Below are 13,623 nucleotides of genomic sequence, written 5' to 3'. Positions count from 1 at the left end.
CCAATTATTAACACGTCCAGACCCTGCCTTACGCATCCAGCCCGCCAGTTCCAGTCAGAAGGGCATCTTCCAATCACGGTCAGCATTCACTCCCTGGGACTCTTGGTGTCAGCGGTGAACCTTGCCCAGTGCGTCAAGAAAGTGGCTATCATTGCGCCAGGGCCGTGGCCTGCCGTCCCGCATGCGGCATGGCGGTATCATTCTCCCCGGAGTACGCATGAGCGACAGCGATACCGCACGGGATGTTGTCCTTGAGTTCGGCTCGCGCGAGGAGTTGGCTCAGCGCCTGAGCCTGGCCCCTCCCAGAGACATGGCGCGAGGCTTCATTTTCACCACCACCCTGAACGCAGTGCGGAACGAGGCGGGGGAGGCCGTGCTGAAGCGCTGCACCGAGGCGGCCGAGGGGGAGACGTTCATCCCATTCTTCAACTACCCCATTCGCTCGCTGCTGCGGCTGTTCTACACCGCGGCGTGGGAGCTGGGCGCCAGGCACGGGGGATTCGAAAGGGCGATGTGGCATCTGGGAGCCAGGTCGGCTCCGGAGTTCTTGCAGTCCGTCGTGGGCAAGACGCTGCTGTCCCTAGCAGGCGCGAACGTGAAGCGGCTCGTCGACGGCATCCCGGTGGCGTACCCGACAATCTATAGCCATGGCTCGTGCTTGCTGAGCTGGACGGAGGAGAACAGCGGCCAGCTCCGCCTCCACGGCAACCTGCTCCCTGCTCCATTCATCGAGGGAGCGGTGTTCCATGTGCTCCGGGCCCTCCACCCCTCGGCACTCTTCGTCCAGGTGCGGCGCACAGCCCCCATGGAGAACGTACTGACGCTCTCCTGGGAGTGAGCGCCGCGGACCGCCCAATCGCTCACGTCGCGAGCGTCACTGCATCTTCTCTCGCAGGTAGGCCTCGAGCTCGGAGATGGCAACACGCTCCTGCGCCATGCTGTCACGGTGGCGCACGGTGACCGTGTTCTTGAGCGCCGCGTCCTTCCCCTCTCCGAGCGTGTCGAAGTCGACCGTGATGCAGAACGGTGTGCCGATCTCGTCCTGGCGCCGATAGAGCTTTCCAATCGCTCCGGTGTCGTCGTAGACGATGCGCATCGCGCCGGTGGACTGGAGCTTCCTCCGGATGCTCTTCGCGGTGCTGACGATCTCCGGGTGGTTCTTCTTGAGCGGAAGCACCGCCACCTTGATGGGCGCCAGGTGCGGCTTGAAGTGCAGCACCGTCCGGTAGAACTCATCGATTACCGGGTCCACCTGACCGCGCAGCTTCTTCGCCACCTCGATGCCCTCCGCGCCGGGCATCGACAGGAGCCCCGCGATGGACGGGAGCCGCTCGCCCAGTGACTGGGCGATCCGCTCACCCTCGGCGAGGAGGGCCTCCTTGGCCTGGGCTGGAAGCTTCTCGTTGCGACCCACCGACTTGAGGAACGTGCCGAGCGCCTCTTCCACCGGCTTCAGGCGGTCCACTGGGGCGGGCTTCACCTGCTCCTCCGCGTAAGCCTCACTCAAGAGCGCGAGCACGCCGCGGTCTACTCCCGCCGACGGCTCGATCACGAAGGGCACCACATGCTGCTTCGTCTCGGGGTCGAAATAGGTGAGCTTGTCGGTGCTGTGCGAATTGGGGCTGACGCGCGCCTTCAACCCGAGCGAGCCCTGGTCCTTGCTGTGCGACCCCAGATCGTAGTCGGTGCGGTTGGCGATGCCCTCGAGCTCTTCCAGGCCATGCGGGAAGCGGTAGAGCAGGTCCACCGTCGCCTTGGCGTAGTGGGCAAGCTCGTTGGGCTTCTGGTGGTACGGCTCGAGGTTCTCCCGGGACAGGCCCACGGACAGCCACCAGTTGATCCGATCCTCCACCCACTTCTTGTGCCACGCCTCGTCTTCGCCCGGGCGAACGAAGAACTCGATCTCCATCTGCTCGAACTCGCGAACCCGGAAGATGAAGTTGCGCGGGGTGATTTCGTTGCGGAACGCCTTGCCAATCTGCGCGATTCCGAACGGGAGCTTGCGCGAGGTGGAGTCGAGGACGTGCTTGAAGTTGACGAAGATGCCCTGCGCCGTCTCCGGCCTCAGGTACGAGAACGACTCGGGGTCCGGCACCGGCCCGATCTGGGTCTTGAACATCAGGTTGAACGGACGCGGCTCGGTGAGCTCCGTCGACGCGCAGTTGGGGCACTTGCCGGAGATCTGATCCGCACGCCACCGCATCTTGCAGTTCTTGCAGTCGACCATCGGGTCCACGAAGGTCTCTTCGTGGCCGGAGTAGCGCCAGGTCAGCTTGTTCATCAGGATCGCCGCGTCGATCCCCTCCATGTCCTCCCGCTCCCAGACGTTGGCGCGCCACCAGGCAAGCTTGAGGTTGTTCTTCAGCTCGACGCCGAGCGGACCGTAGTCGTAGGTGCCCTGAAGACCGCCGTAGACCGCCGAGCCAGGAAAGATGAATCCCCGGCGCTTACACAGGGAAACCAACTGCTCCATCGTCTGCGCGGCCATCGCTGTATCGCTCCTTCACATGCCAGATTGGCAAGGGGTGGCAGCGTACACCGATTGAAAGGCGAGAGCAGGCGGGAACAGTGAAGCGGTAGACAACCTCCGGGTCGCCCCTGCTGAAGCCCTTGAGCACCTCGTGCGGAGTCTCCTTGCCGCTCAGGTAGGTGAGCCCGCCGGACGCGAAGCCCATCACCGACAGCTCGAAGTAGATGTGTGGCCGGGGCACGCCCGTGATGCGCAGCTCCACCACGTTGCCGTGGAACTGTGCCGACAGCTCGCCCTCGGTGAAGTAGCCCTTCCAGATGCCCGGGGTGAACAGCGCGAAGCGCCGGTGCTCCCCCTTGCTGAAGATCGCCTTGAGCTGGCCCTGGCTCAGCGCGTACTCGGCAGACTTCAGGCCGTATTTCCAGTAGGCCTGCGGCTCCCCCGCGTAGAGAGGAACCCACCGCCACCCGGTAATTCATTGGGCGGTTCGTTCGGCGCCGCAGCTCCAGCTCGGTGTGAGCTTCTGAAGCCACCTGGCGGCACAAGCTGTCCGCCTGCGCCGCCGGACACCAGGCAGCCGGACAGCGCCTCGCAACCCCTCTGTCCTGGAAGGCCGCACAGGCGATGCACTCCGCCAGGGGCATGGGCTCGCGGGGCCGAGAATGGCAAGGCACTGTGGGAATGCTCACGATAGGAGCAGCGGCAAGCGCTGAGATTGAGCAATCGGTGCGGAATGGGAGAGGTCCGCCCCATGATCGATTTCGATATGAGGCTTCTTGGGATGAGGGAGCCCCTCGTGGTCGTCCTCGACCCCGATGGGCGGATCCTCCTCTGGAACAGGGCGTGCTCGGAGGTGTCCGGGTATGACTTCGAGGAGGTCCGGGGCCGGAAGGCCGGGGAGCTCAAGCCCTCCTCAGAGGGAGCCGAGACCACCAGGCGGATGCTCGCCCAGATCCTGAGCGGCAAGCCCATCCCTCCGGAATCCCTCGTGGTCACGAAAGAGGGGGAGCACCGGTGGATTGCCTGGTCGGCGCAGGTGTCGAGGCTCCCCGATGGAAGGCCGGAGTTCATCTATCTGGTAGGCGTTGACCGGACGGGCGCCAAGCTCGCGGAGGAGGCGCTGCGCACATCGGAGGCGACGTTCGCGGGGATCGTCTCCATTGCCCTGGACGCCATCATCTCGGTCGATGGGGAGCAACACATCGTCATCTACAACGAGGGCGCCGAGAGCATCTTCGGCTGGCGGCGTGACGAGGTCCTCGGGAAGCCGCTCGACCTGCTGATCCCAGCGCGTTTCCGGGACATCCACCGGAAGCACATGCATGAGTTCGCGGCCGGGCCCGAGAGATCGCGGCGCATGGGCGAGCATCGCCCCTCCATCTTCGGCCTGCGCAAGAATGGCCAGGAGTTTCCGGCGGAGGCCGCCATCTCGAAGATGGAAGTCGGGGAGAAGGTGTTCTTCAACGTCGTCCTGCGCGACATCACCTACCGCGCCCGCCTCGAGCGCAACCAGCGATTCCTGGCGGAGGTTGGAACCGTCCTCTCCACGACCCTGGACTACCAGGAGGTCCTCACCCTCATTGCCCAGCTCGCGGTCCGCTTCCTGGCGGACACCTGCATCCTCGACCTCGAGGAGGAGGGGCTGGTCCGCCGGCTCCGAGTCGTTCACCGGGACCCTGCCAGGATGCAGCTCGCCACCGCGCTCGAGCATGTGCCTCTGGACCGCTCCCGTCCTTCTCTCGACTCGCAGGTCTTCGAGACGAAACGACCGATGCTGGTGACCAACGTCTCCGCGGAATTCCTCCAGTCCGTTGCCCAGGGGCCCGAGCACCTCGAGCTGCTCCGCCAGCTTCACCCCGCCTCCCTCATGGGGTTCCCGCTCCTGGCCCATGGGCGATTGCTGGGAGTCCTCCTGCTCGTTTCCTCGAACCCGCACTGCCACTACGAGCCGGAGGATCTCAGGCTCGGCGAGGAACTGGCCCACCGTGCGGCCCTGGCGGTCGACAATGCGCGCCTCTACCGGGCCGCACAGCAGGCCATTGCCGCGAGAGACGAGGTGCTCGGTATCGTCGCGCATGACCTTCGCAACCCGCTCCACGCGGTCGGGCTCGCCGCGGCGTCGCTCCGGCACAAGGTGCCGCAAGACGGCATGGGGAGAGCCATCCACAAGACGGGGGAGTCCATCCAACGCTGCATCGACCAGGCGAATCGCCTCATCGAGGATCTGCTGGACGTGGCGCGAATCGAGCAACAAGGGCTTCACATCGAGCGTGGTCGCGTGGCGCCGGGGGAGCTGATGGCCGAGGTGACCCCGTTGTTCACCGCGGCGGCGTCCAACGCCTCTCTCGAGCTGTGGACCGAACTGCCGGAGATGCTTCCGCAGGTCATGGCGGACAGGGACAGGATTCTGCAGGTCTTCTCGAACCTCCTCGGCAACGCCGTGAAGTTCACGCCCCCTGGCGGCCGCATTCGCGTCGGCGCCGAGCTCCGCGACAGCGAGGTCTGCTTCCTGGTCGCGGATACGGGCAAGGGAATAGCGCCAGCGCACCTCTCGAGGCTCTTCGACCGATTCTGGAAGGAACGGCCCACGGACCGGCGAGGCGCCGGCCTGGGACTCTACATCGCCAAGGGCATCATCGAGGCCCATGGGGGACGCATCTGGGCGGAGAGCACGCTCGGGCAGGGCACTACGTTCTTCTTCACCCTTCCTATCGCACCCGGCATCGAGCGGAACGAGAAGGTCCCCGCCTCCATGCGCGCCCCCCGCTGAGCGAGGCACCGCGGGCCCAGGCATGAGGCCTGTCTCAGAGCCTGCTCGGGTCAGCGCGGCCCAGACGACCCGGGGCCATCGCAATGGACCGCGCCGCCCCCTGCGAGGTTGTGCGACGCCCCCCGAGCGCCCCAGAATCGTCACCTTGCGAACGTGGCGCCCCCCTTCGTGGCTCGTGCTGCTCGCGCTCGGCACGGCCGCCGGCTGCGCGAGGAACCTCGCCCCGGTCCCATCCGAGAGCGCAGTGGCGAGGCGCTTACGTTCCTGGCCGCCGATGGCGTCACGCCTCTCCATGGCGTGCTCTACAAGCCACGCGATTTCGATCCCACCCGGCACTATCCGGTCATCGTGTACATCTACGCCGGACCGTTCATCACGGCAGTGCCCTGGAACTTCATCGGCAACGCCATGTCGCGCATCGCCAACGCCATCGCGCAGATGGGCTTCGTCGTCATGATGCTCGATGCCCGGGGCACGCCGGGCCGGAGCAAGGCCTTCCTGGATGTGAACCATGGCCGGGTGGCTGGTGGACGCCTACGCCCGCTATCAGCGCATCACACCTCGAGCCGCGGGCACGGTCTTCTCCAGGCTTTCCCAGCGTCAGGTGGTGGCATCGCCGCAGCTCGAATCCGCCCCTACGGTGCAGCCGAAGCAGTGACATGCCCCCCCTGGAGCGGAGGGGTGCATATCCCGCCGCTCCATCCTCGCGCCCCTACCCCACGAGCCTCTGTCACCGAAGGCCCCGGGGCCGGAAGAGAAGTAGGACCATCCGGGTACTCAACAAGGTACTCCGGCAGCTCCTAAGCGCCCGGACATCAATTCTGTCTACCTGCCCCGCCCCCTGCGAGGTAGCGCAGCAGGAGCCTCACGCCGGAGGTGTACAACATTCATGTCCGGGCGCTTAGGCGTCAGGGCTGGCTCTGGCCGGAGTAGTTCATGCCCCAGCACGCGACCGTGCCATCCGCCTTCACGCCACAGGTGTGGTACGCGCCCGCGTTGACCCGGGTGAAGAGGCCCGCCGGAGCCGAGGACTGGCCGTCCGCGTTGGCTCCCCAGCAGCTCAGCGTCCCATCCGTCCTCACTCCACAGCTATGTCCCCAGCCCAAGCTGACCTGGGTGAAAGTGCCCGCGGGCGGTGAGGATTGACCGTCGTAGTCGGCGCCCCAGCACGCCAGCGCCCCGTCCGTCTTCACTCCACAGCTGTGGCTCGCGCTCGCACTGACCTGAGTGAAGGTGCCCGCGGGCGGTGAGGCTTGACCGGAGAAGCTTTCCCCCCAACACGCGACCGAGCCATCCGTCTTCACTCCACAGGTGTAGCCCATGCCCGCGCTAACCTGGGTGAAGGCGTCCGAGGGCGGTGAGGATTGACCGTGGTAGTTGTATCCCCAGCAGCTCAGCGTCCCGTCCGTCTTCAATCCGCAGCTGTGGTACGAGCCCACGCTGACCTGGACGAAGCTCTCCGGCGGCGTGCTCTGACCATCGCTGTTGTCTCCCCAGCACGCGACGGCTCCGTCGCTCTTGATTCCGCAGGCGTGATGACCACCCGCGCTGAGCTGCGTGAAGCTGCCCGTCGGCGGCGAGGACTGGCCGTGGGAATTCTCTCCCCAGCACGCGAGTGTCCCATCCGTCTTCAATCCGCAGGTGTGCCAGGCGCCCGCTTCGACCAGGGTGTCAAAGAATTCGTGCGACACGACCCGGCACGACACGCCGAGAGGGTTTCAAAGAATTCGTGCGACACGACCCGGCACGACACGCCCGAGAGGGTTTCAAAGAATCCGAGAAGGTGTCCGAGAAGGTGTCAAAGAATTCGTACCGGGTGCCGGACTCGATTTACCTGTTTAGATCGATTTGCATGTTGACAACCCGGTTTCGGCGCTCGCAATGTGAGCCCGTCGCCGAGGCTGGCGACAGGGAGCGCGCGCACGGCGCGCATCGAGGCCACCGCGTCCATGACGCTCATCGCAGGGGATTTCACAATGCCGAAGTCGAAGAGCTTCTTGTCCTGCATCCGTTCCGCCCGCCAAGCCTGGCCGAGGCTCACCGCCCTTGCCTTGGCCGCGGCCACGTCGGCCGCCCATGCCGATTCGGCGGTCTACGGCGGCGGCCCGTTCTATTCCGGCGGCACCGCGGTGATGGACGACCTGCGCAACTCGGGCTTCACCACCGTGATGTTGTGGAGCTTCCACATCGAAGACAACGGCGACCTCGTCTACAACGACATCCCGGTGGTCAAGAACGGCGCCTACGTTGGCGACCCGGCCTGGCCGGCGCGGCTGGCCACGCTCAAGACCGCGCCGACCTCGGTCAATCGCATCGAAGTATCGATCGGCGCCTGGGGCGTTCCCGATTTCGAGCGCATGATCAAGCTGGTCAACGGCACCGCCGCCGGTTGCGGCAGCACCCTCGTCTGCGGCACCGGCAGCAACAGCATCCTGTACCGCAATTTCCAAGTGCTGAAGACCGTCACGGACGCCACCGCGGTCAACTTCGATGACGAGAGCGCCTACAATCTCGCCCCGACCACCCAGTTCGGGCAGATGCTGATCGGCCTGGGCTACAAGATCACCTTCGCGCCCTACACCAATCAGAGCTTCTGGAGGAGCCTCAAGGACAACCTCGGCAGCGCGGTCGATACCATCTACCTGCAGGTGTACGACGGAGGCGCCGGCAACAACCCGGCGAGCTGGAACACCGCGATGGGCATGACCGTCGACCCGGGCCTGTGGTCGCGTCACGGCTCCGGCTGCAGCAGCGGCGACAGTCCGGCCACGGTGCAGAGCAAGATGAGCAATTGGAAGGCCTCCGCCGGCATCTCTGGCGGCTTCATGTGGCTGTATGACGATATCCAGGCGTGCGGGTCTCAGGGTACGGCCGCGCAGTACGCGGCGGCGATCAACACCGCTGTCAGCGGCAACACCCCGCCAGTGGCCAATTTCGGCGTCACCGTGAGCGGATTGACCGCGACCTTCAGCGATGCCTCTAGCGACAGCGACGGCAGCATCACCTCGCGCAGCTGGAATTTCGGCGACGGCAGCGGCTCGACCGCGACGAATCCCAGCCGTGTCTACGCCAGTGCCGGCAACTACAACGTCAGCCTGACCGTGACCGACAACGGCGGCGCTAGCCACACCAAGACCCAGACCGTCTCGGTTGGTGCTGGCTACGCCAACCTGGCGCTCAACAAACCGGCGACCGGCTCCACCGCCTGCAACAGCAGCGAGACGCCGGCCAAGGCGGTCAACGGCAGCGTCTCCGGCGGCACCACCGACAAGTTCTGTTCATTGAGCTCCCCGTCCTGGCTGCAGGTTGATCTCGGCTCGGTGCAGACGGTCAGCAGCTTCGTGGTCAAGCATGCTGGCGCGGGCGGTGAGTCGAGCACCTGGAACACCAAGGCCTTCACCATCCAGACCTCCAGCAACGGCACGACCTGGAGCACCCCGGTGACGGTGACCAACAACACCGCCAGCTCCTCGACCCACTCGATCAGCGCTACCTCGGCGCGCTACATCAAGTTCAACGTGACCACCCCGTCCCAGAACGGCGATCCCGCGACGCGCATCTACGAGTTCGAGGTGCGCTGACCCCACCGATGTCTTCAACCGCTCGCTGGGTGGATGCCCTACCCAGCGAGACCTCGCCCCGCCTCACTTTTCAGCCAGCTGAGAACCTCCGAGCCGCCCGGTGAGCAGGACGCTGTGTACTCCCTGGGCAAAGGGTGTACGCACGTACAGCAGCACACAGCGCCCACCCAGGACTGTCACCTCCCCATCCATTCCCAGCTCGGCGTGGGGGTGGCCGCGCGACCCGCCTGGAGGGCCCGTGCTTTCGTGCGGGGTGAGGAGTCCCGCATGCACCCCCCGAGCAGCCGCTATGCCTTCGAGGCCCTCAACCCGGATGGATTCCTCGCCCTTCGTCCGGAGGGAGAGGGAACCGGGGCACCCGAGGACTTCGTCTGCGAATACGCAAACCCGGCCTCCGAGACACTGCTCGAGGAGAACCTGACGGGCCGGCGATTGCTGGTGCGGCGGCCCGAGCTCTCCGAGGTGATGGGGAGTTGGGGCCAGGTGCTGGCCACGGACGCACCCAGCACGAACATGCTCGCGCTGGGCCGAGGCCTCGCAGCGCGCCGGGTGCTGGCCCGAGCAGTGCGCGTCGAGGACGGACTGCTCGCGGTGTGGCTCTCCGACGTGACGGACACCGAGCGCTTCGTGAGTGAGACGGCTGCCTTCGAGGAGCGGATGCTCTCCTTCATGGAGTGCATGCCGGAGCCCTTCCTCGCGCTGGATCGGCAATGCCGCTTCTTCTACGTCAACCGCGCCGCGGAGCGGCTGCTGGGCAAGCGGCGCCAACTGCTCGTGGGGCGCAACCTCTGGCAGGAGTACGCCGAGGAGCCCGGCTCCGTGCTGCGCGCCCAGGTGCAGCGAGCACTCGCCACCGGCGCCCCTGTGGACTTCGAGGAGCGCTTCAACTCCCTGCACCTGGAGGGTACGGCGGTGCCCTCGGATAGCGGGGTGCTCGTCTACTTGCGCGACATGACCGCGCACCACCGGGCCTCGGAAGTCGCGCGGCGCGCCAGCGCCCTCTTCAACGCCGTGCTCCAGGGCGCCACCGACGCCATCTACACCAAGGACATGCAGGGCCGGTACACCCGCATCAACGCGGCCGGCGCACGGCTGATGGGCAGGCCCGCCGAGGCCATCGTCGGCAACACCGACGCGCAGCTCTGGTCGCCCGAGGCGGCGCGCGCCACCACCTCCCATGACCGAGAGGTGCTCGCCTTCCGGCAAACCTTCACCTACGAGGAGTCCGAGTCAGGGCCCGTCAAGCGGGTGTGGTTGTCCACCAAGGGCGTGCTGCGCGACGAGACGGGCGTGATGTTCGGCCTCTTCGGCATCTCTCGAGACATCACGGACCTGAAGCTGCTGGAGGAGGCCCTGCGGCAGAACGAGGCGCGGGTGCTGGAGGCCCTGTCCGCCGCGTCGATGACGCTGTGGGACCTGCGGCTGCCAGAGGGGCGCCTGCGCTGGGAACGCGGAGCCTCAGCCTTCTTCGCGCTCAAGGCGCTGGGCTCCGAGGAGCCGCTGGAGACCTTCCTCGCACGGGTCCACCCGGAGGACCGGCTGTCAGTGACCGAGGGCCTCGCGCGCTGCGCCACGAGCACGGGTGAGGTGTCACTCACGTACCGCGTACTGGCCCCGGATGGCTCGGAGCGGCGGCACGCGCTGCGGGTCCGCGCAGGCACCGGCAACGAGCGCCGCGGCCGGATACTGGGCGTGCTGGAGGAGCTGACAGGCCGCATCCCGGCCCAGGAGTCGGTCTCGCAACCCCGTCCCCCGCGCAACGTCGTGCGAGCGGTGCCCAGCGAGCCAGGTCTCCACGGCCACCGACCCAGCCCCGTGCAGCAGGAAGAAGCCCGGAAGGGCGAGCATGGCGAGCGGGATGATGTTGGCCTGATCGGCAGTGCCGCGATGGGTGATGGATAGACCCGGGAGGAAGGGCTCGTCAGCCGCTCCGGAACTCACCTATGACCTGTCCCCCAGGGAGGATTCCGGAGTGAGCCAGATGAACCTCGAGCAGGTGAAGCAGGTGGCCGAGTACGCCAGTGCCGCGAGGCAGAAGTACGCGCAACCCGCCAGTGAGCACGTCTCGCTCGGGAGCCAACTTCGCCTGGTGGTGTTCCTCGTGATGTGGCTGGTGCTCACCGGGCTCTTCACCCTCCTGGGCGGAGCGTTCGGGGGTGCCGCGGGCCTGGGGGTGGCGCTGCCCCTGGGAATGGTGCTCGCGGCCATCCCCGCGTTCCTCATCAGCCGCATCGTGCGTGTGGCCGCTCAATGGGAGCGCGCCGTCATCCTCCGGCTCGGCCGCTTCCATGGCATCAAGGGCCCGGGCATCCTCTTCGTCTTCCCGGTGGCCGACTACGCGCGCTTCGTCGACACCCGCCTGCTCACGCTCGACATCCCCCACCAGCAGGTCATCACCCGCGACAACGTCCCCGTCCAGGTCGATGGCGTCATCTTCTTCCAGGTGCAGGATCCGGAGCGCGCCGTCGTCACCGTGCAGGACTACCGCTACGCCATCAGCCAGTACGCCCAGGCCAGCCTGCGCGACGTCATCGGCAGCATGACGCTCGACGAGCTGCTCTCCGAGCGCGACCAGATTCAATCGCGCATCGCCCAGGCGGTGGAGGAGCGCAGCCGCTCGTGGGGCATCCACGTGGACTCCATCCGCCTGCTGGACATCAACATGCCCGAGGACCTCAAGCGGATGATGAGCCGCCAGGCCTCGGCCGAGCGCGAGAAGCGCGCCACCATCACCAAGGCCGAGGGCGATCGCGAGGCCGCCATCAACCTCGCCGCCGCGGCCGCCACCATGGCCCAGAGCCCCGGCGCCATGCAGCTGCGCACCCTCCAGACGATCGACGGCCTGGGCTCCTCGCCATCCAACACCGTGCTGCTCGCCGTGCCAGTGGAAGTGTTGGAGCTGGCCAAGACGCTGGCCACCGGAAAAGCAGACGCCCGGGACCTGACCGTGCTCAGCGCCGCGTCAGCCCCACCGCGGCCGGCCGAGTAGCAGCGTGCGTCCAGGTGAGGCGGAAGGTGGCGGCCGTGCCGTCGAAGGCCACCGGGTGCACGGAGATGTCACCGGCCCCAGCCGCGCGCAGCGTCTCGGAGAGGAAGCCGCAGGCGAAGAAGGGGTTGTCCGCGGCCACGTCCTTCATCCACAGCGTGGCCGCGTGCGTGCCCAGCTCATCCACCCGCACCTCGTTGAAGTTGTTGCCAGCCCGCACGTTGTGCGGCACGCGCTCCAGCGTGTGCCGGGGCCCCAGCCGCGTGACGAGCGACATGCTCGCCCGCCCCTGCGCCGTCTGCCGGTAGCCCTGCAGGTAGCGCTCGCCCAGGCCACACCACGCCTCCTGCGGCGAGGCCGCCGGGAAGACGTCGCTCACCGCCACCCGTAGGAAGCTCTTCCACAGCTCCAGCCCATAGGCCGGCCGCAGCGGCTCATTCAAATCCAGCCCCACGTCCTTCAGCCGGCGCCGCCCCTCCCGCGTGAGGTGCGGCCCCAGGGCACGCACGAAGAGGGCATCCACGGACTGCGCGAAGACGAGTTTCTCGGTGGTCGGCGTGGGACGCATGCCCGCAGGGTGACAATTCCCCCCGACTTCCAGCCATGCCTCCTCCTGCGAGTCTGTGCGCTGGTGGAAACTCGGGGAGCCGGAAGGTCCCGGATTGTCCGCTGGTGCGCAGGAGCCGCGCTCACACCTGCATCTTCAGCCGCGTCTCCTGCACCTCCGCCGAGGTGGCCACCTTCTCGCGCTCGGCCTGGCGCAGCAGGCGGAGGATGGGCGGGCCGAGCACGTCCACCTCGGTGGAGGCGAACGTCTCGGAGCCGAAGCGGCGGATGGTCTCCGTCTGGCGCTCGAGGATGCGCGCGTCCTGCCCGAAGATGTGCAGGGCCACCGGGGTGATGAAGGGCTTCACCAGCCAGTGCGGCAGGGGGATGCGGAAGGTGACGACGGCGTACACCACCGTGTCCCAGTCGTCCGCGGGCGTCATCGCCGAGGTGATGATGACGTGGCTGTCGTCACCGAGCCGGTACTCCACCTGGGCGATGGAGGGCAGCAGGAAGCGGTCGAAGTGCTGCACCACGCCGCCCCCCGGGGCCAGCAACCGCGCGGCGAGGCCTTCCGGACGGGGCTCGCCGATGTACTCGGCCTCCACCCGGTCCGCGCCCCGGCGCACCACCACCTCGATTTCGTTCTTCTTCTTCTCGGTGCGGAACAGGCCGCCGTGGAGGAAGGACGTATGGGGCACATCCAGTGTGTTCTCCAGCAGGGCGTGGAGCGAGCCCTTCGCGCGCAGCACGCGGCGCACGGTGCTGTAGCCATGGGCGTCCAGCAGGGGGAAGCGGTAGGGCTCGGACGTGGGCTCGACGCCGGGGGTGGAGTACACCCAGACGAAGCCGTCCTGCTCGCGCGCGGCGTGCCAGGAGGCGCAGCGGGACTTCGCGCCCGGCTCGCCAATGAGGCCGGGGATGGCGCGGCACTGGCCCGTCGTGTCGAAGCGCCAGCCGTGGTAGCCGCACTGGAGCTGGCCGCCCACCACCCGGCCCATGGACAGAGGCACGTTGCGGTGGGGGCAGCGGTCCACCAGCGCTGCGGGCTTGCCGGCCTCGTTGCGGAAGAGGACGAGCGGCATGCCCTGCAACATGCGCGCGAGCGGCTTGCGTCCCAGCTCGCGCGAGGAGCAGAGGATGAACCAGCTCTGGGGGAGCCGGACCACCGAGACGAGTCCTGACGGCGCGGCGGGGCCCCGCCCTTCCTCACGAGAAGAAAACATGGCCCCAGTCTAATGGGACGCCCAAGGAGTGCACGCTTCCCGGC

Annotated in this window: 11 protein-coding genes; 6 read left to right on the top strand and 5 right to left on the bottom strand. The window is 67.0% G+C overall.

The features are described 5' to 3' along the window. Positions 1–217: 217 nt before the first annotated feature. Positions 218–838: a TIGR02265 family protein gene (locus tag OV287_RS07895; RefSeq protein WP_267533372.1), complete on the top strand. Its 621-nt coding sequence runs from the start codon at positions 218–220 to the stop codon at positions 836–838. A 36-nt stretch (positions 839–874) separates the two neighbouring features. Here the strand turns inward: OV287_RS07895 and OV287_RS07890 are convergent, their stop codons facing one another. Continuing rightward, positions 875–2,488 carry a glycine--tRNA ligase gene (locus tag OV287_RS07890; RefSeq protein WP_267533371.1) on the bottom strand — a complete coding sequence of 538 codons (1,614 nt, stop codon included), beginning with the start codon at positions 2,486–2,488 and terminating at the stop codon, positions 875–877. Then, positions 2,448–2,711, bottom strand: a complete 264-nt coding sequence (locus OV287_RS07885) for a hypothetical protein (RefSeq protein WP_267533370.1) — start codon at positions 2,709–2,711, stop codon at positions 2,448–2,450. The genes OV287_RS07890 and OV287_RS07885 overlap by 41 nt, the downstream gene beginning before the upstream one ends. Positions 2,712–3,251: 540 nt before the next feature. Here OV287_RS07885 and OV287_RS07880 point away from each other — a divergent pair. After that, complete coding sequence (locus tag OV287_RS07880) at positions 3,252–5,240, top strand: PAS domain-containing sensor histidine kinase (RefSeq protein ID WP_267533369.1); 1,989 nt, start codon at positions 3,252–3,254, stop codon at positions 5,238–5,240. A gap of 511 nt (positions 5,241–5,751) precedes the next feature. After that, positions 5,752–5,898 carry a hypothetical protein gene (locus OV287_RS07875; RefSeq protein ID WP_267533368.1) on the top strand — a complete coding sequence of 49 codons (147 nt, stop codon included), beginning with the start codon at positions 5,752–5,754 and terminating at the stop codon, positions 5,896–5,898. A 250-nt stretch (positions 5,899–6,148) separates the two neighbouring features. Here the strand turns inward: OV287_RS07875 and OV287_RS07870 are convergent, their stop codons facing one another. Further along, a complete protein-coding gene (locus OV287_RS07870; RefSeq protein ID WP_267533367.1) occupies positions 6,149–6,931 on the bottom strand; it encodes an RCC1 domain-containing protein in 783 nt (260 codons plus the stop codon). 285 nt (positions 6,932–7,216) lie between these two features. On the opposite strand from OV287_RS07870, the gene OV287_RS07865 reads away from it, so the two are divergent. The 3 genes from OV287_RS07865 to OV287_RS07855 all read left to right on the top strand — a co-directional run bounded on the left by OV287_RS07865 (position 7,217) and on the right by OV287_RS07855 (position 11,810). Next, the gene (locus tag OV287_RS07865; protein WP_267542313.1) at positions 7,217–8,821 is read left to right on the top strand and encodes a discoidin domain-containing protein; all 1,605 of its coding nucleotides are present in this window, start codon (positions 7,217–7,219) and stop codon (positions 8,819–8,821) included. Between the two features lie 267 nt (positions 8,822–9,088). Next, positions 9,089–10,723, top strand: a complete 1,635-nt coding sequence (locus tag OV287_RS07860; protein ID WP_267533366.1) for a PAS domain-containing protein — start codon at positions 9,089–9,091, stop codon at positions 10,721–10,723. Between the two features lie 79 nt (positions 10,724–10,802). Next, positions 10,803–11,810 (top strand): slipin family protein, encoded by a 1,008-nt coding sequence (locus OV287_RS07855; protein ID WP_267542312.1) that lies wholly within the window; start codon positions 10,803–10,805, stop codon positions 11,808–11,810. Here the strand turns inward: OV287_RS07855 and OV287_RS07850 are convergent. Further along, entirely contained in the window at positions 11,773–12,375 is a 603-nt protein-coding gene (locus OV287_RS07850) for a DUF2378 family protein (protein WP_267533365.1), read from the bottom strand. The genes OV287_RS07855 and OV287_RS07850 overlap by 38 nt on opposite strands. A 121-nt stretch (positions 12,376–12,496) precedes the next feature. Then, positions 12,497–13,579 (bottom strand): Rieske 2Fe-2S domain-containing protein, encoded by a 1,083-nt coding sequence (locus OV287_RS07845; RefSeq protein WP_267533364.1) that lies wholly within the window; start codon positions 13,577–13,579, stop codon positions 12,497–12,499. Between the last annotated feature and the right edge of the window lie 44 nt (positions 13,580–13,623).

Source organism: Archangium lansingense (genome assembly GCF_026626635.1).
Lineage (GTDB): Bacteria > Myxococcota > Myxococcia > Myxococcales > Myxococcaceae > Archangium > Archangium lansingense.
This window is presented reverse-complemented; position numbering and strand designations above follow the sequence as displayed.